This is a genomic window from Saccharothrix mutabilis subsp. mutabilis (assembly GCF_039521145.1).
In the GTDB taxonomy this organism is placed as follows: domain Bacteria; phylum Actinomycetota; class Actinomycetes; order Mycobacteriales; family Pseudonocardiaceae; genus Actinosynnema; species Actinosynnema mutabilis.
Genome location: NZ_BAAABU010000001.1, coordinates 614,607 through 634,624 on the forward strand (window position 1 = coordinate 614,607; position 20,018 = coordinate 634,624).

A 20,018-nucleotide genomic window follows, 5' to 3' on the forward strand; every position below is an offset into this window, starting at 1 on the left:
CATGACCCACCCCGACGCCGGGTCCGCCGCGCGCAAGCGGGAGCTGCTGGCCCGCAGGCTGCGCGAGCGGGCGGCGAAACCGGCCGCCTACCCGCTGTCGTTCGGGCAGCAACGCCTGTGGTTCCTGGAGAAGTTCTCCCCCGGCGGCGCGGTCTACAACATCCCGCTGGGGCTGCGCCTGCGCGGGCCGCTGGACCGCGCGGCCCTGAAGGAGGCCTTGGACGCCGTCGTGGCGCGGCACGCGGCCCTGCGCACCACCTTCCCGGACTCGGGCGGCGAACCCGTGCAGCTCGTCGCGCCCACCGGGACGGCGACGCTGGAGGACTTCGCGCTGCCCGAGGGTGACCGGGACGCGGTGGCGCGGGAGTTCGCCGACCAGCGCGGCGCGGTCGGGTTCGACCTCCAGCGCGGGCCGCTGTTCACCGCCTCGCTGGGCCGGTTCGCCGACGACGACCACGTGCTGGTGCTCAACCTGCACCACATCACCTCCGACGCCTGGTCATTGTCGGTGCTGCTGGGCGAGCTGGGCGAGGCCTACGCGGCGGCGTTGGACGGCCGGGCGGCGGACCTGCCGGAGCTGCGGTTGCAGTACCCGGACTTCGCGGTGTGGCAACGGGACCGGATGGCGGGCGAGGTCGCCGAGAACCACTTGGAGTACTGGGCGCGGCACCTCGACGGCGCGCCCGAACTGCTGACCCTGCCGACCGACCGGCCGCGCCCCTCCGTGAGCACGTACCGGGGCGCGCTGCGGTACGGCACCGTGCCGGCGCAGACGTTGGCGGCGCTGGAGTCGTTGGCGCGCAAGCACGGCGTGACGCTGTTCATGGTGCTGCTGGCCGCGTTCTCGGCCCGGCTGGGGCGGTTGGCGGGCCAGGACGACGTGGTGGTCGGCACCCCGGTCGCCGGCCGCTCGCACCCGGACCTGGAGGGGCTGATCGGGTTCTTCGTCAACACGATCGCCCTGCGCACCACGGTGGCCGGCGACCCGACGTTCGCCGAACTGCTGGAACGCGCCAAGACGTCCACTGTGGACGGTCTGGCGCACGCCGAGCTGCCGTTCGAACGGCTGGTGGAACACCTGCGGCCCCAGCGCAGCCTGGGCCACGCGCCGCTGTTCCAGGCCCAGCTGATCCTCCAGAACACGCCGCCGCTCGCGCTCGGCCTGCGCGGGCTGGCGGTCGAGTCGATCACGCCCGACCCGGGCGTCTCGAAGTTCGACATCACGGTGGCGGCCGAGCACCGGGGCGACACGCTCGCGCTGGGCGTCGAGTACAGCACGGACCTGTTCGACGAGGACACGATCGTCGACTTCACCGACCGGCTGATCGCCCTGCTCACCGCCGCCGCGGAGCACCCGGGGCGGCGGATCTCCGAGCTGGACGCGCTGACCGGCGTGCGCCGCTGGGAGGTCCTGGAGGGCTTCAACGCCACCGACCTGCCGCTGCCGGACGCCACGACCGCGCTCGACCTCATCGCCGGCGACCCGGACGCGCCCGCCGTCACCGCAGTGAGCCACCCCGACGCGCCCGCCGCCGCCCCGCCGAGCGCCCCCGACGCGCCAGCCGTCGGCACGCCGAGCCACCCCGACGCGCCCGCCGCGCTGAGCTACCGCGACCTGGGCGAGCGGTCCGACCACATCGCCGCGCTGCTGCAAGCGCACGGCGTGGGCCGGGGCTCGCTGGTCGCCCTGCACCTGCCGCGCACGCCGGACCTGGTCGCGGCCGTCCTGGGCGTGTGGAAGGCGGGCGCGGCCTACGTCCCGCTCGACCCCGGGTGGCCGCCGAACCGGCTCGCGCTCATGCTCGCCGACTCCGGCGCGGAGGTCGTGCTGACCGATCCCGCGCTGGACCCGCTGCCGTTCGACGGCGTGTTCCTCACACCCGCCGACGCCACGCCCGCCGAGCCGACGCCGACCCCCGTGCACCCCGAAGACCTGGCGTACGTGATCTACACGTCCGGTTCGACCGGCACGCCCAAGGGCGTCGAGGTGCCGCACCGGGCCGTGGTGAACCTGCTCGTGTCGTTCCAGCAGGTGTTCGAGCTGGGCCCGGAGGACCGGCTGGCGGCGGTCACCACGTTGTCCTTCGACATCTCCGTGCTGGAACTGCTGCTGCCGCTCACCGCCGGCGCGTCGGTCGCCGTCGTGCCGCCGGAGGTCGCCGCCGACGGTGTCGCCTTGCGCGCGGCCCTCGCGGACGTGACCGTGCTGCAAGCCACCCCGGCGACCTGGCGGCTGCTGACCGAGACCGGTGGCGTCCCGGCCGGCGTCACCACCCGGATCTGCGGCGGCGAGGCGCTGCCCCGCGACCTGGCCGACGACCTGCTGACCGGCGACTGCCTGCTGTGGAACGTCTACGGCCCCACCGAGACCACGGTCTGGTCGGCCGCCGGCCTGGTGGACCCGTCGCCCGCGCCGGTCGTGATCGGCCCGCCCATCGGCAACACCCGCCTCTACGTCCTGGACGCGGGCCTTGAGCCGGTGCCGCCGGGCGTGGTGGGCGAGCTGCACATCGGCGGGCTGGGCGTGGCGCGCGGCTACCGGGGCCGCCCGGAGCTGACCGCGAGCCGGTTCGTGCCCGACCCGTTCGCCGGCGCCCCGGGCGCGCGGCTGTACGCCACCGGCGACCTGGTCCGCCACCGCGCCGACGGCACGCTGGAGTTCCTGGGCCGCGCCGACCACCAGGTGAAGGTGCGCGGGTTCCGCATCGAGCTGGGCGAGATCGAGACCGCCCTGGTCGAGACCGGCGAGGTCCGGCAGGCCGTGGTGGTGCCCAGGGACTCCCGCCTGGTCGCCTACCTGGTCGCCGACCACCCGCTGGACTGGGCGCGGCTGCGCGCCGCGCTGGCCGGGCGGCTGCCGGACTACATGCTGCCCACGACCGCGGTGCTGCTCGACGCGTTCCCGTTGACCCCGAACGGGAAGATCGACCGCCGGGCGCTGCCCGAGCCGGACTGGACGGCAGGCGGCGAGCGGGTCGCGCCGCGCGACGCGGTCGAGGAGGTGCTCGCGGGCATCTGGCGCGAGGTGCTGGCCGTGCCCGAAGTCGGGGTGCACGACGACTTCTTCGCGCTGGGCGGGCACTCGCTGCTGGCGGCGAAGGCGTTGGCGCGGGTGCACGGGGCGTTCGCCGTGTCGGTGCCGATCGGGCGGATGTTCGCCGCGCCGACGGTGGCCGGGCTGGCGTCGACGCTGCTGGCGCTGGACGAGCCGGACCGGATCACGGCCGTGGCGCAGCTGCGGGTGCAGCTCGCGGGGCTGTCCGACGAGGAGGTCGCGGCCATGCTCGGGGAGGGCTCGTGAAGCGGTTCGCCGTCGTCTGGGCCGGTCAGCTGGTCAGCGTGATCGGCTCGGCGCTGACCGCGTTCGTGCTGGGCGTGTGGGTGTACCTGGGGACCGGCTCGGTGACCCAGTTCGTGCTGATCCAGTTCTGCGCGGTGGTGCCGGGCATCCTGCTCGCGCCCTACGCGGGCGCGGTGGCCGACCGCTACGACCGGCGGCGGATCATGCTGGCCGCCGACACGGGCGCGGGCGTGGTGACCGCGTTGCTGCTGGTGTCGGTGAGCACGGATTCCCTTGCCGTGTGGCAGGTGTACGTGGCGTCGGCGCTGACCGCGACGCTGAACTCGTTCCACCTCATCGCCTACCAGGCGCTGGTGCCCGCGCTCGTGCCGGCCAAGCACCTGGGACGCGTCAACGGCCTCATGCAGCTCACCCAGGGCGTGCAGATCGCCGCGCCGCTGGTGGCGGGTGCGCTGCTCGGCCTGGTCGGACTGCGCGGCGTGCTGGTCATCGACGTGGTGTCGATGGTCTTCGCGGTCGCCGCGCTGCTGCTGGCCCGGCTCCCCGCGGGCGCGAGCGGGGGCCGGGGCGGCGGCGCCCGGGGGTTGGGCGCGGGCCTGCGCTGGCTGCGCGGCGCGCCCGGCCTGTTCACGCTGTGCGTGGTGTTCGGGCTGTGGAACTTCCTGTTCGCCGTGGCGGGCGGGTTGGTGCAGCCGCTGATCCTGTCGTTCTCCTCGCCGGCGACGCTGGGCGTGCTGATGGCGGCGGGCGGCAGCGGGCTGTTCGTCGGCGGCCTGGTGATGGGCGCGTGGGGCGGGCCGAAGCGGCGGGTGCTGGGCATCTACGCCGGTTTGGGCCTGGGCGGGGTGTTCCTGGTCCTGCACAGCCTCGCGCCCTCGCCGTGGCTGATCGCGGTGGCCGCGCCGGCGTTCCTGTTCACGCTGCCGCTGATGAACACGTGCTGCGTGACGTTGTTGCAGACCAAGGTGGACAAGGACGTGCTGGGCCGGGTGCTCGGCGTGGTGCGGACCCTGTCCACCGCCGCGATGCCCGTGGCCTACCTGGTGATCGGCCCGCTGTCCGACGGCGTGGCCGAACCGCTGATGGCCCCCGACGGCGCGCTGGCGTCGTCGCTGGGCGCGCTGATCGGCACCGGTGAGGGCCGCGGCATCGCCCTGATCTTCCTCGTGGTCGGCGTGCTGATGCTCGCGCTGACCGCGTTCGCCTGGTCGCGGCCCCGGCTGCGGACCGTGGACGACCTGCCCGACGCGGTGACCGCCACCGAGGCGCACCCGGACCGGGCGAACCCGGAGAGGACCCACTCGTGACCGAACTGTCCGACCACCGCGAGCGGCTGCTGGAGCGCCTGCTCGCCCAGCGCGGCCTGGGGGGCCGCCAGAGCGTGCCGCGCCGGCCGGAGGGCGCGGTCGTCCCGTTGACCGGCAACCAGCGCGGCCTGTGGCTGACCGGGCGGCTCGGGCTGGACGCCGGCGCGTACGCGATGTTCGCCGCGCTGCGCATCGCCGGCGACCTCGACCCCGCGCGGTTGCGGGAAGCCGTGGACGTCGTCGTGGACCGGCACGAGGCGCTGCGCACCCGGATCGTGGACGACGAGGGGACGCCGGCGCAGCGGGTGCTGCCGTCGCTGTCGGCGCCGGTCGTGGTGACCGACCTCGACGGGTCGCTGGAGGACGTGGTGGTGTCCGAAGTGGACACGCCGTTCGACCTGGAGGCCGGGCCGCTGGTGCGGGTGCGGCTGATCCGGGTCGCGCCCGGCTCCTCGGCCCTCGTCGTGACCGCGCACCACATCGTGTGCGACGACGTGTCGCTGGGACAGGTGGCGCGCGAGATCGGCGACGCCTACGCGGGCGTGGCGCTGGAGCCGGTCGGGGCGCAGTTCCCCGACTACGCGCACTGGCAGTCCGGGCGGCTCGCGGACGGCGAGCGGCAGCGCCAGCTCGACCACTGGGCGGACCGGCTCGCCGGCGCGCCGGAGGTGCTGGACCTGGCGGCGGACCGGGCGCGCACCCCGAACCGCACGGTCGCGGGCGGCAGCCACCGGTTCGTCGTGCCCGCCGCGCTGACCGGGCGGCTGGCCGAGCTGACCCGCGCGCACGGCTGCACGACGTTCGCCGGGCTGCTGGCGGCGTTCTCCCTGGTGCTGTCGCGGCGGTCGGGCACGGACGACCTGGTCGTCGGCTCGCCGACCACGCACCGGCCGTTCCCGGAGCTGGAGCGGTCGGTGGGCATGTTCGTCACCACGACCGCGCTGCGCATGGACCTGTCCGGCGACCCGACCGTGGCCGAGCTGCTCGCGCGGGCCAAGGCCGTCGCCGTCGACGCGCTCGACCACGCCGAGGTCAGCTTCGACGAGGTGGCCGCGCGCGTCGCGCCCCGCCGCGACCTCGCCCACCACCCGCTGTTCCAGGTGATGCTGGTGCTCAACCGGGGTGGCGGCGCGGGGCGGTGGGCCGGGCTGCCCGCCGAGCCGCTGACCGTGGACCGGGGCACGAGCCGGTTCGACCTGACCCTGCACGTGCGGGAGACCGACGGCGACTGGCCCGCGAACCTCGACTACAGCACCGACCTGTTCGAGCCGGACACCGTGGCCCGGTTCGCCGAGCAGCTCCTGACCGTCCTGGCGTCGTGGACCGCCGGGAGCCGGCTGTCCACAGTGGAGTGGACGACCGAGGCCGACCGGGTCGCGGCGGAACTGCTCAACGCCCAGCCCGCACCGGACGGCGCGGACGTGCTGACCCGGATCGCCGAGCAGGTCCGGGCGCACCCCGACACCACCGCCGTGCTGGAGGTCGGCGGGTCGTCGTTGACCTTCGCGGAGCTGGACCGGCGGGCCAACAAGGTCGCGCACGTCCTGGCCGACCTCGGTGTCGGGCCGGAGGTCCCGGTCGGGCTCGCGCTCAAGGCCGGGGTGGACGCGTTCGTGGCGCTGCTTGCGGTGCTCAAGGCCGGCGGCGCGTACGTGCCGCTGGACCCGGCGCACCCGCCGGCCCGGCTCGCCGGCCTGCTCGCGGACTGCGGCGCGCCCGTGGTGATCACCGCGCCGGGCACGCGCGACCGGTTCGGCGAGTTCCACGGGGCCCTGCTGGACACCGCCGACGACGCGTTCACCGGGGAGGCCGGGGAACCGCCGGCATTCGACGCGCACCCGGGCCGGCTCGCGTACGTGATCTACACGTCCGGTTCGACCGGTGTGCCCAAGGGCGTGCAGGTCCAGCACGACACGCTGGCCAACCTCGCCCGGGCGTTCGTCGAGCTGCACGACTTCGGTCCGGGGCAGCGGATCCTGATGGTCCCGCCGTTGAGCTTCGACGCGTCCGTGGGTGACGTGTTCCCGGCGTGGTGCGCCGGCGCGGCGGTGGCCGTGCACCCGGAACCGGCCGCGATCGGCGGCCCGGACCTGCTGCGGCTGTGCGCCGAGCACGGGCTGACCGCCGTGGACGCGCCGGCCGCGCTGTGGAAGCGGTGGGTGGCCGACCTGGAGGGCATCACCGACACCGGCGGCCCGCTCCGGGTCATGATGATCGGCGGCGAGGCCGTGCCGCCCGCCACGGTCGCCGCCTGGGCCGCCGCCACCGGGGTCGCGCTGGTCAACCACTACGGGCCGACCGAGACCACGGTGTGCGCGACGGCGTACCGGACGCGGGACGCGGGCGAGGTCGATGCCCGTTCGGCCACCCTGCCCATCGGCCGGCCGTTGCCCGGTGTCCGCGCGTACGTGCTGGACGCCGACCTGCGCCCGGTCGCCGTGGGCGTCCCCGGGCAGCTCTACATCGGCGGCCGGGCCCCCGCGCGCGGTTACCGCGGCGACCCGGCCCGCACGGCGTCGGTGTACCTGCCGGACCCGTCCGTGCCGGGCGGCCGGATGTACGCGACCGGCGACCTGACCCGCCTGCTGCCCGACGGGACGCTGGAGTTCCTGGGCCGGGTGGACGACCAGGTGAAGCTGCGCGGCCACCGCATCGAGCCCGGCGAGGTGCGCGCGGCCCTGCTCAAGCACCCCAAGCTGGTCGACGCGGCCGTGGCGGTGCGGTCGGACACCCTGGTGGCGTACGTGGTCGCGCGCCCCGGCGAGACCGCGCCGGAACTGGACGAGCTGCGGGCGTTCTGCGCCGAGCACCTGCCCGAGTCGATGCTGCCCGGCGCCCGGGTGGCGCTGGACGAGCTGCCGCTCACCGCGCACGGCAAGGTGGACGTGCGCAAGCTGCCCGAGCCGGTGGTGGACGCGAAGCCGTACGAGCCGCCGCGCACGGCCGTCGAGCGGGTGCTGGCGGAAATCTGGTCGGAGGTGCTCAACGCGCCGCTGGTCGGGCGGCACGACTCGTTCTTCGGGCTGGGCGGGCACTCGCTGATCGCGGCGGCCGTGCTCGCGAAGGTCCGGACCCTGCTGGGCGTGACCGTGCCGCTGCGGGCCCTGTTCGCCACCGCCGACCTGGCGGAGCTGGCCGAGGTGGTGGAGAGCGCGGCGGCGTCGGACCACACCTTCGCCAAGCGCTACAAGTCCGGCCTGCCCAGCGTCGAGCAGATGTGGCGCGACGCCACGCCACCCGACGACATCGCCCCCACCGCCCCGGCCGTGACCGGCCCGGCTCAGCGAGTCCTGCTCACCGGCGCGACCGGCTTCCTGGGCGCACACCTGGTCGCCGAACTCCTCACCCGGACCGACGCCGAGATCCACTGCCTGGTCCGGGCGGAAACCCCGGCGGTGGCGTCCGCCCGCATCCGCGCCAACCTGCGCCGAGCACACCTCGACGTCCCCGAGGACGTCCTGACGCGCATCGTCCCCGTGGTCGGCGACATGTCCAAACCCATGCTGGGCCTGTCGGAACACGACTTCGACGGCCTGGCCGAGAGCATGGACGCCGTCTACCACAACGGCGCGGTGATGAACTTCGTGCTGACCTACCAGTGGATGATGCCGCCGCACGTGGGCAGCACGGTGGACGTCCTGCGCCTGGCCACCCGCTACCGCACGAAGCCGTTGCACCTGATGTCCACGCTGGGGGTCTTCCTGGGCGCCTCCTACGACCAGCAGGTGGTCAAGGAGACCGACCGGCCGGAGGACCCGGCGGGCCTGGACACCGGTTACCACACCACGAAGTGGGTGGCCGACATGATGGGCGTGCTGGCCCGCGACCGCGGCGTTCCCGTGTCGATCCACCGGATCGCGGCGATCGTCGGCGACGTGCGGACCGGCACGGCGAAGACCGAGTCCTACCTGAGCCGCCAGATCGCGACCTGCGCCCACACCGGGGCCGTGCCCCGCACGCAGGACGTGATCGACATGCTCCCGGTGGACCGGCTCGCCGCCGCCATCGCCGGCATCTCCACCCGTCCCGAGCACCACGGCAAGGACTTCCACTACTACCGGGCCGACGGCTTCCGCTACGCCGACCTGGGCGACGTCCTCACCGCCAAGGGCTATCCGACCAAGGCCCTGGACTACCAGGAGTGGCGAGCCCTGATGCTGGAGAGCCCGGACAGCGCCTTCGGCCCGCTGGCGTTCGGCCTCACCACGACCCGCCGCGCCCACCCGGTGTTCGACTGCACGGCCACGTGGGCGGCGGCGGCCGAGTGCGGCGTGGAGTTCCCCCCGGCCGACGCGGAGATGATCGGCCGCCACATCGACTTCCTGGCCACCGCGGGCGTCCTGCCGGAAAGGTCCTGACATGCCCCTGCACCTGGAGCCGGGCGACGGCCCACCGTCCTTCGTGGACCTCATCGCCACCGCGGGCTATCGCGCGATGGCCGCGGCCCTGCGCCTGGGCGTCTTCGCGGCCCTCTCCCCCACTCCCCTGACGGCACCCCAACTGGCCACCACCCTAGACACCGACCCGCGCGGCACAGCCCTGCTGGCCGAGGCCTTGGTGGCTTTCGGCTACCTGGAACGCGAGGGCGACACGTACAGCAACACCGCGCCCACGGAGAAGTGGTTGTCCGGCAAGGGCTACAGCGAGGTGGACCGCTTCTGGTCGACGGTGCTGTTCGAGTCCTGGGACGGCCTGGAGGACTCGATCCGCACCGGCAAGCCCGCCCTGGACTTCTACGGCTGGCTCTCCGACCGCCCGGAGACGTTGGAACGCTTCCAACGCATGCTGTCCAGCCACGCGGACAGCATCGCCCCGGAGGTGACCACCCACGTCCCCACAGGCAGTTCGTTGTTGGACATAGGCGGCGGCCACGCCAAGTACGCCATCCGCCTGTGCAAGGCCAATCCGACTTTGCACGCCACGGTCATCGACCTGCCCGAGGCCCTGGCCGTGGGCGAGGAAGCGGTAACCGCCGCGGCCTTGACCGACCGCATCACCCTCCGCCCCGGCGACTACGACGAACTGGACCTGGGCGCCGACCACGACACCATCCTGCTGTTCAACGTCGTCCACGGCCGCCCGGCCGAAGCGAACCGAACCCTGCTGACCCGAGCGGCTGCCGCCCTGCGCCCAGGAGGCTCGGTGGTGCTCCTGGAACACGACGAACACAGCGAGGACCGAGCCGGCGACGCCTTCGCGAGGGTCTTCAGCCTCAACCTGTTCCACGGGCAAGGCGGCCAGGTCTACCCGACAACGGAAATCGAAGACTGGCTCCACACCGCCGGCCTGACCACCATCACCACCCACCCCCTAACCACCTCCCCCGGCCAATCCTTGATCACAGCCACCAAACCAACCTGACCGCAAACGCCCACCCCGGCCGCGAAGCGGCCCAGCGGGCTGCCAAGCACAGGAAGGGCCTCGGTTCGTTCCCCGTACGGCCTGGGCGCAGCCCAACCGCGCTTGGGTCTTCCCCGCAACCAGCTTTTCCGGTTGCGGGGAAGACCCAAGGGTGGTTGCCTCCGGCAGGCCGTACGGGGAACGAACCGACGCCCTTCACCCCCGGGGGCCTGCCCGCCGGCGAGGCGCTCTTGATCTTTCAAGCACTTCACGCTTTCAAGCACTTCGCGCTCTCAAGCGCGAAGCGCTCCCAAGCGCGAAGCGCGTTCGAGCTTGAGAGCGCGGAGCGCGTCGCGTGAGAACCCGCGAAGCGTGGGCTTGAGAGCGTCAGCGTTCAGTTCAAAGCTCAAAAGAGCCTCGCCGGCGGGCAGGCCGCCGGAGATGGCAAAAGAAAGAGCGGGGGCTTCTTGCTTGTGTCATCTCCGTATGGCCTGGCGGAGCCGACCACACTTTCCCGGGGTTGGTCGAAAAACTTTTGCTCGTTCCTCGCAAAACTTTTTGGCCCAACCCCGGGAAAGTGTGGTAGCCCTGCGGGCAGGCCATACGGAGATGACACAAGCAAGAAGCCCGGGTTGGGGTGTGACCTCACGAGGCCCTACGGCGGGATCGATTGGGCGAATCGGAACACGTTCTGCGGGTCGTACCTGCGCTTCGCGGCCCTCAGTCGTTCCACATGGTCGCCGTAGTAGGCCGTCAGCCAGTCGGGTAGGTCCGGATCGGGGAAGTTGGGGTAGACGCCGCCTGTGCCCCACGGGTGGAGGATGTTCCAACTGGTGGCGAGCCAAGCCAGCACCTCGCCCGCGCGCTTGGCCGCACCTCCCGGCCCCACCAAAACCGTGTGTTTGACCAAGTACAAAGCAGTGCGGTGAGCGAAAGCTCCGGTTTCGGCCCGCGCGTAAGCGCCACCCCAAGGCGTGAAAGACACCTCCCTCAACTCGCCCATCGCCCGCCGCGCCACAAAATGGCCCAGCAGGCCCGCCACCGCCTCCTCCGGCAACGGCCGCGCGAAGAACTCGGTCTTCGCCGTCGACATCCCCGGCCGCTCGGACACCAACGGAATGCTGGTCGGGTCATGCGACACCGCCGAGTACGGGGTCGCGTGCAGCACCCCGGCGTCCTCGGCCGACACCGCCACCACCTCGGCGACCACCGGCTCCGGGCACCCCGGCACGGCGGGACCGGCCCCGACCAGCAGCACCACCGGCTCCTCCTCCGGGTACTGCGGGCACAGCAGCACCAGTTCCGCCGACATCGCGTCCTCCGCGAACGGGGCCCAGCCCTGCCACCACCGGATCAACTCCGCCGCCCGCCCGAACGGCCACTCCAACCGGAAGTGCACCCGCGGCCTCGCCTCGTACGTCCGAAAAGTCGCCCGGGTCACCACCCCGAAGTTCCCACCCCCGGCCCCGCGCAACGCCCACAGCAGCTCCGGCTCGTCATCGGTGTGCACGACCTCCCCACCCGCCAGCACGACCTCCGCCCCCAGCAACGAGTCGCACGTCAACCCGTGCAACCGCCCATGACTTCCGAACCCACCCCCCAACGCCGCGCCGACCACCCCCACCGACGGGCACGACCCGGCCGGCAACACCCGAGACCCCAGGGCAGCCGCCACCGCACCAACCCGCACCCCGGCCCCCACGGTCACCGACGACCCGGCCACCTCGACCGCACCACCCGGCGACAGGTCGATCAACAACCCACTCGTACTCGAAAAACCGGCATTGCTGTGCCCACCACCGCGCACGGCGAACGGCCACCCCTCGGCACGCGCCCACGCCAGCGCCTCGACAACGTCCGAGGCCCCCTCGCACAACGCCACCGCCCGCGGCAACACCTCCACCGGACGGCCGATGAACTGGCTGCGGCACGACTCGTACCGCTCGTCACCCGGGTACACCAGCTCAGGCATCGGCGTACATCCGGCTCTGCAACTCGTACAGGTCCGCGTACCGCCCACCCGACGCCAACAACTCCGCGTGCGTTCCCTGCTCGACCAGCTTCCCCTCGTGCAGCAACAAGATCCGGTCCGCGTGCCGCACACTCGCCAACCGGTGGGTGATCAGCACGACCGTCCGGTCCTCCGCCAGCGCCCGCAGCGACTCGTACACCGCGAACTCCGCCTTGGCGTCGAGGGGCGCGGTCGGCTCGTCCCAGATCAGCAGCGGCGCGTCGCGGTACAGGCCGCGGGCCACCGCCAACCGCTGCCACTGGCCGCCCGACAGCTCCACCCCGCCCCGGAACTGCTTGGACAGCAACGTCTCCCACCCGGCGGGCAGCCCGTCCACCACCACGTCCGCCCCGGCCTGGCCCGCCGCCTGCTTCAACGCCACCCCGTCCGGGTCCACCCGCGAATGCCGCCCGACGCGGACGTTCACGCGCGCGGTGTGGGGCCAGCGGACCGGGTCCTGCAACACCATCATCACCTGGGACGCCACGCTCGACCGGTCGGCCTCCGCGATGTCCTGCGCACCCCACAGCACCCGACCGGCCGTCGGGGCGTAGAGACCGGCGATCAACTTGGCCAACGTGGTCTTCCCCGAACCGTTCTCCCCGACCAGGGCCACGGTCTCCCCCGGCTCGATGCTCAACGTGATGCCGTCGACCGCAACACGCCCACTTCCCGGATAGGAGAACGAAACACCCTCCAAGCGCACCCGGCTCGGGTCCAGGCCCACCTCGGGCCGATCCGCCGGACGCCGCGCCGAGGCCAAGAACTCCTGGTAATCGGCGACGTACATGCCCTGCTCCACCAACTGGTTCGCCGCCAGCACCAACCGGTTGAGCGCGGTCGTCGCCACCCGGATCGCGATCACCGCCGTTCCCGCCACGGCCAACGGCACCCACTCGTAGCGCACCAGCAGCCCCAGCACCACGTAGGTCACCGCCAGCCCCAGCCCGGCCAGCGCCCGCCCGACCCCGCGCACCCGTGCCTGCGCGGTCGCCAGCCGGACGTCCTCGTCGCGCAACGGGTCCGCCGCGACCCGGTACTCGTCCAGCACGAACGGTTCCGCCTGGTACGCCCGGATCTCCGCGGCAGGCTCCCGTTCGGTCGCCAGGTCGGACACCATCTGCACCCGCCGGTCCAGCACGACCGTGCGGCCCACGCTCGCGTACGCCAACCGCGCCGCCCGCTGCACCGCCCACCCGTCCGGCAGCACCGCCAGCAACAGCACCGGCAGCAGCACGGGGTGCAGCAACGCCAGGCTGCCCGCCGCCGCCGCGATCCCGATCACCGACCCGACCAGCTCGACCAGGTTGTCCGCCGCGCGTTCCAGGAAGAACAGCCCCCGGTCACGGGCGCGGTGCATCCGGTCGTAGAACTCGGAGTCGTCGAACGCCGCCAGGTCCGCGCCCAGGCTCGCCGCGTACAGGCGTTCCTCGGCGACGCGCCGCACCGACGGCGTGATCCGGGCGTGGGCGAGCGCGACGCCGACGTCCATCGCGCCGCGCAACCCGAACGCGGCACCCACCAGCAGCAGGTCCGGCAGCGCGGCGACCACCCGCTCGGTCGTCGGCCCGGACGCCAGCAGCTGCGTCAGCACGCCGGTGGTCGCGAACAGCCCGAACGCCGCCGCGAGCCCGGACACGACCTGCATGACCGCGACCGCCACCGCCGCACCGGGCGCGGCCCGCCAGATCGTGCCCAGCACCGGCCAGGTGGCCGCCGGCACGCCGCGCAGGCCGCGCCGGGTGGCCGCCGAGTCGTCGAGCTGCCAGTGCGGGGTGACCAGGTTGCCGTCGCGCGGATCGGGTTCGCTCATCCGGCCCCGCCCGGCAGCAGCACGGACGGCAGGTCGCACTCCGGGTGCATGCGCAGCAGCTGGTAGGCCACCCCGCCCGACCCGGACATGATGCTCGGCGAGTACACCTCGCGCGCCAGGCCCGTGGTGACGCCGTTGGCCTCCAGGCTGCCCAGCACGGTCGCGTCCAGCGTCGCCCGGTCGAGCCCCTCTGGCGCGACCCCGGCCGCCAGCGCGGTGGTGAGCAGCTCCCAGACGCCGGTGTCACCGTGGCACAGCGTGTGCGTCCAGCCCAGGCCGTCCCGCCACGCCGAGGACGCCGCCCGCCGCAGCACGTCCCGCTCGCCCAGCGCCGGCACGTCGGCCGCCGCCAGCCCCACGCCGATCGCGCCGTGGCACCAGGCCGCCGCGACGGTGTCCGGCTCGCGCGGGTCCATCCACGCTTGCCTCTCGGCGCTGTACCAGGTCTCCTCGAACGCCGCCGCGCCCTCCACGAGCCCGTCGAACCGGCGCTCCCCCGTCGCGGCGCCGAGTCGGGCCAGCGCCCACCCGATCCCGGTCGCCCCGTGCGCGAACCCGCCGATGCCGCCCGGGAAGTTCGGCGCGGGCCACCGCACGACACCCCCGTCGCGCACCGCGTCCCCGGCGAGCTTGTCGCCGGCCCGCAACGCCAACGCGGTCCACCGGGCATCGCCGGTCCGCTCGGCCAGCGCCAGCAACGGCACGATCGCCCCGGCCGTGCCGACCACCAGGTCCGGACCTTCGCTCGCGTCCAGCGCGGCGGGCACCTGCCGGGCCAGGAACAGCGCGTCCTCCACGCAGTCCAGCCCGAGCCGGTCCAGGGTCAGCCAGCACCAGAGCTGCGAGCCCAGGCCGATGTACCCGCCCGCCGGGTCGGGCCGCCGACGCGTGTGCTCGGCCTGCGCCGCCCACCACTTCTGCGTCAACCGGGCCGTGCGCACGGTGCCGTCCAGCAGTTCCGGCACACCCTCGACGGCGTCGGCGCGCCCCGCCGACACCTCCCGCCGGTACGCCGCGAGCAGCACCGCCACGCCCAACGTCCCGCCGTACAGGTCCGGCGTCAACGGTGTGGTCTGCCAACCGGACCGGTCCAGGATCGGCGCGAACCACGTGGCCGTGCCGTCACTCCCGCGCACCGCCTCCGCCGACAGCTCGCCCAGCAACCGCGCCGCCGACCGCCGCCGCCGAACGTCCACATCGGACACGGCGACGCCCGCGGACATGCGCCCGAGATCGGGTTCGGCGCCCTGGTTGAGGTAGGCGCTGACCAGGGCCGCGTGCGTGACCCGGCGTTCCAGCGCGAAGTCCGCCGTCCGCCAGTTGTGCAGGGCCAGCGCCACCTGGTCCACCCGCGGACCGCACACCAGGCCGCCCGGCGTGTGCAGCCAGCCCTCGGCGGGCGTCGTGGTGAACACCGGGATGTCGCCCACCAGCAGCTCCGCGACCTCGGCCGCGTGCACGTCCGGGTCGCCCGGCCCGCGCGTGTTGATCGAGTGCCGCGCCAGCAGCGCCCGTGCCTTGCGCTCGGCGGCGTCCTGGTCGTGCAGGCCGGCCGGGTGCCACAGCATCCGCGCCAGCTCGGTGTAGGACTCGGTGTCCCGCACGATCACCCGCACCACGCAGTCGGCGAACGTGGCCAGCAGCGGTTCCAGCCGGCCCTGCCCGTCCAGCGCCGTGATGCGGCCGGCCATCTCGTCGAACCCGGCGACCACGCGCGGCCAGTGACGGGCCAGGTGGGGTTGCGGGCTGGGCAGGTTGCGGGTCGGCGGCGGCTGGGACGGCACGATCGCCACGCGCGCGGAGTCGGTGCCCGCGCCCACCAGGTCGGGCAGGCCGATGTCGGGCTGCTCGCCGGGCAGGCCGCCCATCGCCGAGCCGTCCACGCCGCGCCACCCCAGGCCCGCGCCGCGACCGGGCAGCAGGCCGGTGCGCAGCACGGTCCCGTTGAGCTGCTCGGCGACCAGGTCGGTGGCCTCGCCCGCGCCGGTCGGCGGGTGCGGCGGCCGGGGCGTGAAGACGCTCTCGCAGTCCACCACGACCGGCACCGGGCCGCAGGCGATGATGTTCTCCGCGTGCAGGTCCGTGCCCGCGACCAGGCGCATGACGGCCAGCCAGTGCCCCAGGTTGCGGTAGAACAGGTCCAGCTCGGCGTCGGAGGCGCAGTACCGGTGGGCGACGTGCTCGGCCCAGCCGTACCCGTCGAGCACCAGCGCCCCGGGCACGCGGATCGGGTGCTCGTCGCCGTCGGTCAGCACGGCCAGCAGCTCGGCCAGGCGTTCGTCCACCCGCATCGGCCGGGGCTTGTAGACGACCGTGCCGCCGGTGCAGTGCACCAGGGTCACGGTGTGGCCGCCGTGGTGGCTGTCGCCCGCGCCGAACTCCACCTTGAGCAGCTCGCCCGCCCGCGCCCCCAGCAGCGCGTCGAGGCGGTGGCGGTCGGCGGCGAACCGCCGGACCATCGCGTGGATCGCGTCGACCCGGTTGTCGACGGTGGCGCGCAGGCGGGTGACCAGGTTCGGGTAGTGGCGGGTGAGGTCGTGCCAGAACGCGGGCCGCGCGGCGGTGTCCAGGAACTCAGACCAGCGGCCCGCCGGGTCCGGCGCGCGCAGCCGGCCGGTGACGCGGGCGGCGTTCAGTTCCAGCACGAGCACGCGGATCACCTTGCGCCGCACCACGTCCAGCAGCACGTCGCGGGTCGCGGCGAGCACGGCGCCCGCTTCGGCGGCGCCGAGGTCGGCGACCTCGGCCAGGCAGCGGGCCAACCGGTCCACCGCGGGACCGATCAGCCAATCCAGGGTCCGGTCGAGTTCGCCGACCTCGTCACCAGTCATGTCCGGTCAGCAGCAGTACACCGGACGGGACGCCGTGCAGGACGAACAGCGGCTGCCGGGCGGGTTGCACGCCACGATGTCGCCCTCGGCGAACTCGCCGTTGGCGAACAGCGGGCCGGCCGGGTTGTCGACGTCGTCCAGCCCCGCGCGCCAGCGGGCCACCAGTTCCTCGGCGCTTTCGAGCAGTGCGGTCGTCATCCGAACTCCTTCCGTGGACAGGAGCGGCGAGTGTAGAAATGGGATGCACACGGGAGCGCACACGCGGAAGTGGTCGCCCGGCGGTCAGGCGCGCCCGTCGCGGACCGCCTCGTACAGCGACGTCGTGGCGGCGCTGGGCGCCACGCCCAACTCCACCTCCAGCACCCGGACCAACCGCCGGTACACCGCCAGGGCTTCGCTGCGCCGACCGGACGCGGCCAGCGCGGCCACCAGGAGCCGCCACAGCCGTTCCCGCAACGGGTACTCGACCACCAGGCCCGCCAGCGCGGCGACCAGCTCGGCCCGCAACCCCAGTGCCAGGCGGACTTCCGCGAGGTCCTCGATGGCGCAGACCCGTTGTTCCTCCAGCACGGTCACGTCCGGGCGCACCACGTCCGGCACCGGCAACCCGGCCATCACCGGGCCGCGCCACAACCCCACCGCGTGCTCCAACGAGTGCGCGGCGGCGGCGTTCTCGCCGTGCGCGCGCAGCTCACGCCCTTCCCGCACCAGCCGCTGGAACCGCGTGACGTCCACGGCGTCCGGCGCGGCGGCCAGCACGTACCCGTCGCGGGAGGTGACGATGCACGGCCCGCCGGGCGCGAGGTTGGCCAGGATGCGGCGCAGCTCCGCCAGGTGCGTGCGGACGTTCGCGGCGGCCGAGGGCGGCGGCTTGTCCGGCCACAGCGCGTCGACCACCCACTCCAGCGGCAGCGCCCGGTTGGCCCGGACCGCCAGCACCCCCAACAGGATCCGCACCATCCGCCGCGCCGGGTGCCGCGTGACACCACCGCCCCGCACCGCGGGCCGCCCCAACACCAGGACCGCCATCGCCACTCCTCAGACCGCTCGGGTCCCACCAGGATTGGCGACGATCCGGCCCGCTCCGGGCAGCGCGCGACCCCGGGCGTCCCGACACTGCGGATGCGCGAAGCGGCAACGGTTTCCGCGCACCCGACCGGCCCATCACGCCGTGGCCGTACGGCTCAACCGGGGTCGAAAACCCCTGTACCGCAACAAAAACGCCGCGTACACGCGCGGTCACTCAGCGGCGTCCCACCCGGTCGGCCAACAACTGCCCCGGCCACTCGCCGACCAGGAAAGTCTGCACGGGCTGGAAACCGTTGCGCTTGTAGTACTCCACGAGCCGACCGTCACCGCCCGCGTAGCAGTCGACGCGGACCAGGTCGACGCCCTGTGCCCGCGCCTGCGCACGGGCGTGGTCGAGCAGCGCGCTGCCGACGCCCTTGCCCGCGTGCTCGCGGGAGGTCACCAGCAGCCTGATGTAGAGCTCCGGCTCCTCGACCGGCGGCACGTACTCCATCGGCCGCTCGGAGTGGGTCAGCGCGCCCGCCGGCTCCCCGTCCACCTCCGCGATCCACACGGTCTCGTCCCGCAGCTTGGCGGTGATCTTCTCGACCCGGTCGGGGTTGGTGGACCACGGCTCGGTCCCCCACTGCCCCGTGCGCCCCTGCGCGCCCAGCCACTCCACCGCGCCGTCCAGCATCGCCAGCACCGGCGCCAGGTCGGCCAAGCCGCCCCGACGGATCTCCACAGCCATCCCCCTCGTTCACCCGGTCGGTCCAACGCGACTCTACCCCGCGAATGGAAAACATCTCGCGGACCTCACCCCGCGGGAGGTTTCCATCGCCATTCGCGAAATCCGCCGAACCCCCTTGCGCCGCAGGAAAGCAGATCCGGTAAGGTCCGCGTCAAGACCTTGGACGGGGGGAACGCCCAATGGCCGACAACACCTTCACACCGCCCGGCGTGGCGGACTTCTTCCCACCCGCGATCTTCGGGTGGGTCACCAAACCGATGGTGCTCGTCGTGCTCTCGGTGGTGATCATCGCCGCTTTCTTCCTGGCCGCCACGCGGAAGCTCGCGCTGGTGCCGGGCAGGTTCCAGTTCGCCGCCGAGTCGGTCTACGACCTGGGCCGCAACACCATCGCGCGGGAACGCATCGGCGCGCAGGACTTCCAGCCGTACGTGCCGTTCATCCTCACGCTGTTCTGCTTCGTGCTGGTGAACAACATCTTCGGCATCGTCCCGCTGGTGCAGTTCCCGACGATGGCCCACATCGGTTTCCCGATGGCGTTGGCTTTCCTGCTGGTGTTCCCGGTGTACCACTACGTGGGCATCAAGCGGCACGGCTTGAAGGGTTACCTGCGCAACCAGTTCATCGTGCCGGGTGTGCCGAAACCGGTGCTGTGGGGTCTGCTGATCCCCACCGAAGTCATCCTGAAATTCTTCTTCGACCCGCTCACGTTGGCCATCCGGGTGTTCGCGGCGATGTTCGCGGGCCACCTGCTGGTCATGGTGTTCGTGCTGGGCGGCGAATTCCTGCTGCTGCACGCGGGGCCGCTGCTCAAGCCGGTGTCGTTGATCAGCTTCCTGTTCGCGATCGGCATCACCCTGCTCGAAGCGTTCATCCAGGTGTTGCAGGCGTACATCTTCGCCACGCTCAGCGCCCACTACATCAGCCGCTCCCTCGCCTCCGACCACTGACCGCCGCCGGTCAGCTCGACAGCCGCCCGGGGGCCCCGGCCTCGGCGGCGCCGTCGAGCTGGGGCAGGTCGTGGCCCAGGCGGTCGCGCTTGGCCGCCAGGTAGCCGATGTTGTGGGGGTTCGGCGGGGCCAGCAACGGGACCCTGGCGGTCACCCGGATGCCGTGGTGCTCCAACGCCTTGATCTTGTCCGGGTTGTTGGACATCAGGCGGACCGACCGGACCCTCAGGTGGCGCAACACCCGTGCCGCCGCCGTGTAGTCGCGCACGTCCACCGGCAGGCCCAGGGCGGTCGCGGAGTCCAGGGTGTCCAGGCCGCGCTCGTCCTGCAGGACGTGCGTCCGGACCTTCTCCACCAACCCGATGCCCCGCCCCTCGTGGCCCCGCAGGTACACCAGGACCCCGTTGCCCTCGCGGACGATGTTGTCCAGTGCGGCGTCCAACTGGTCGCCGCACTCGCACCGCATCGCACCGAAGATGTCACCGGTCATGCACTCCGAGTGCACGCGCACGAGCACGTGTTCCCGCATCCTCGTCTTGCCGTGCACCAGGGCCATGTGCTCGTGGCCGTCGGCGCGGAACGCCACGGCTCGGAACGTCCCCCTGCGTGTCACCAGGTCGGACTCGGCGACGTCCTCGTCGCGGAAAGCCTGCTCGTGCATCCGGTCCCTTCGTCCGCGCGGTCGTTACGCTCGGGCGTGGTTGCACCG

At 73.1% G+C, this 20,018-nt stretch carries 12 protein-coding genes; 5 read left to right on the forward strand and 7 right to left on the reverse strand.

The genetic code is table 11. The features are described from left to right. Position 1 precedes the first annotated feature (1 nt). From ABD126_RS02865 to ABD126_RS02880, 4 genes are read left to right on the forward strand one after another with little or no spacing between them, the layout of a single operon-like run. Complete coding sequence (locus ABD126_RS02865) at positions 2 to 3,301, forward strand: amino acid adenylation domain-containing protein (protein WP_343931991.1); 3,300 nt, start codon at positions 2 to 4, stop codon at positions 3,299 to 3,301. Beyond that, positions 3,298 to 4,608: an MFS transporter gene (locus ABD126_RS02870; protein ID WP_343931992.1), complete on the forward strand. Its 1,311-nt coding sequence runs from the start codon at positions 3,298 to 3,300 to the stop codon at positions 4,606 to 4,608. The genes ABD126_RS02865 and ABD126_RS02870 overlap by 4 nt, the downstream gene beginning before the upstream one ends. Continuing rightward, positions 4,605 to 8,966 carry a non-ribosomal peptide synthetase gene (locus tag ABD126_RS02875; RefSeq protein WP_343931993.1) on the forward strand — a complete coding sequence of 1,454 codons (4,362 nt, stop codon included), beginning with the start codon at positions 4,605 to 4,607 and terminating at the stop codon, positions 8,964 to 8,966. Before ABD126_RS02870 ends, ABD126_RS02875 begins: the two co-directional genes overlap by 4 nt. A 43-nt stretch (positions 8,967 to 9,009) precedes the next feature. Next, complete coding sequence (locus ABD126_RS02880; protein ID WP_343931994.1) at positions 9,010 to 9,969, forward strand: class I SAM-dependent methyltransferase; 960 nt, start codon at positions 9,010 to 9,012, stop codon at positions 9,967 to 9,969. A 634-nt stretch (positions 9,970 to 10,603) separates the two neighbouring features. Here ABD126_RS02880 and ABD126_RS02885 read toward each other — a convergent pair. The 6 genes from ABD126_RS02885 to ABD126_RS02910 all read right to left on the reverse strand — a co-directional run bounded on the left by ABD126_RS02885 (position 10,604) and on the right by ABD126_RS02910 (position 18,362). Continuing rightward, entirely contained in the window at positions 10,604 to 11,920 is a 1,317-nt protein-coding gene (locus ABD126_RS02885; protein WP_343931995.1) for an FAD-binding oxidoreductase, read from the reverse strand. Further along, a complete protein-coding gene (locus tag ABD126_RS02890) occupies positions 11,913 to 13,772 on the reverse strand; it encodes an ABC transporter ATP-binding protein (RefSeq protein ID WP_343931996.1) in 1,860 nt (619 codons plus the stop codon). Before ABD126_RS02890 ends, ABD126_RS02885 begins: the two co-directional genes overlap by 8 nt. Further along, positions 13,769 to 16,603 (reverse strand): type 2 lanthipeptide synthetase LanM family protein, encoded by a 2,835-nt coding sequence (locus ABD126_RS02895; RefSeq protein ID WP_343931997.1) that lies wholly within the window; start codon positions 16,601 to 16,603, stop codon positions 13,769 to 13,771. Before ABD126_RS02895 ends, ABD126_RS02890 begins: the two co-directional genes overlap by 4 nt. Before the next feature lie 6 nt (positions 16,604 to 16,609). After that, complete coding sequence (locus tag ABD126_RS02900) at positions 16,610 to 16,801, reverse strand: DUF6229 family protein (protein WP_121218870.1); 192 nt, start codon at positions 16,799 to 16,801, stop codon at positions 16,610 to 16,612. Positions 16,802 to 16,885: 84 nt separating this feature from the next. Continuing rightward, positions 16,886 to 17,632, reverse strand: coding sequence for an AfsR/SARP family transcriptional regulator (locus ABD126_RS02905; protein ID WP_343931998.1), 747 nt, complete (start codon positions 17,630 to 17,632; stop codon positions 16,886 to 16,888). Positions 17,633 to 17,846: 214 nt separating this feature from the next. Then, positions 17,847 to 18,362 carry a GNAT family N-acetyltransferase gene (locus ABD126_RS02910; protein ID WP_343931999.1) on the reverse strand — a complete coding sequence of 172 codons (516 nt, stop codon included), beginning with the start codon at positions 18,360 to 18,362 and terminating at the stop codon, positions 17,847 to 17,849. A 179-nt stretch (positions 18,363 to 18,541) separates the two neighbouring features. Between ABD126_RS02910 and atpB the strand changes: the two genes are divergently transcribed. After that, positions 18,542 to 19,309 (forward strand): F0F1 ATP synthase subunit A, encoded by a 768-nt coding sequence (atpB, locus tag ABD126_RS02915; protein WP_343932000.1) that lies wholly within the window; start codon positions 18,542 to 18,544, stop codon positions 19,307 to 19,309. Positions 19,310 to 19,319: 10 nt separating this feature from the next. On the opposite strand, the gene ribA is transcribed toward atpB, so the two are convergent. Then, complete coding sequence (ribA, locus tag ABD126_RS02920) at positions 19,320 to 19,970, reverse strand: GTP cyclohydrolase II (protein WP_343932001.1); 651 nt, start codon at positions 19,968 to 19,970, stop codon at positions 19,320 to 19,322. Positions 19,971 to 20,018 lie beyond the last annotated feature (48 nt).

Coding starts and splice junctions, on each gene's coding strand:
- ABD126_RS02865 (WP_343931991.1), top strand. CDS start 2: ATGACCCACCCCGACGCCGGGTCCGCCGCGCGCAAGCGGGAGCTGCTG.
- ABD126_RS02885 (WP_343931995.1), bottom strand. CDS start 11,920: ATGCCTGAGCTGGTGTACCCGGGTGACGAGCGGTACGAGTCGTGCCGC.
- ABD126_RS02890 (WP_343931996.1), bottom strand. CDS start 13,772: ATGAGCGAACCCGATCCGCGCGACGGCAACCTGGTCACCCCGCACTGG.
- ABD126_RS02895 (WP_343931997.1), bottom strand. CDS start 16,603: ATGACTGGTGACGAGGTCGGCGAACTCGACCGGACCCTGGATTGGCTG.
- ABD126_RS02900 (WP_121218870.1), bottom strand. CDS start 16,801: ATGACGACCGCACTGCTCGAAAGCGCCGAGGAACTGGTGGCCCGCTGG.
- ABD126_RS02905 (WP_343931998.1), bottom strand. CDS start 17,632: ATGGCGGTCCTGGTGTTGGGGCGGCCCGCGGTGCGGGGCGGTGGTGTC.
- ABD126_RS02910 (WP_343931999.1), bottom strand. CDS start 18,362: ATGGCTGTGGAGATCCGTCGGGGCGGCTTGGCCGACCTGGCGCCGGTG.
- atpB (WP_343932000.1), top strand. CDS start 18,542: ATGGCCGACAACACCTTCACACCGCCCGGCGTGGCGGACTTCTTCCCA.
- ribA (WP_343932001.1), bottom strand. CDS start 19,970: ATGCACGAGCAGGCTTTCCGCGACGAGGACGTCGCCGAGTCCGACCTG.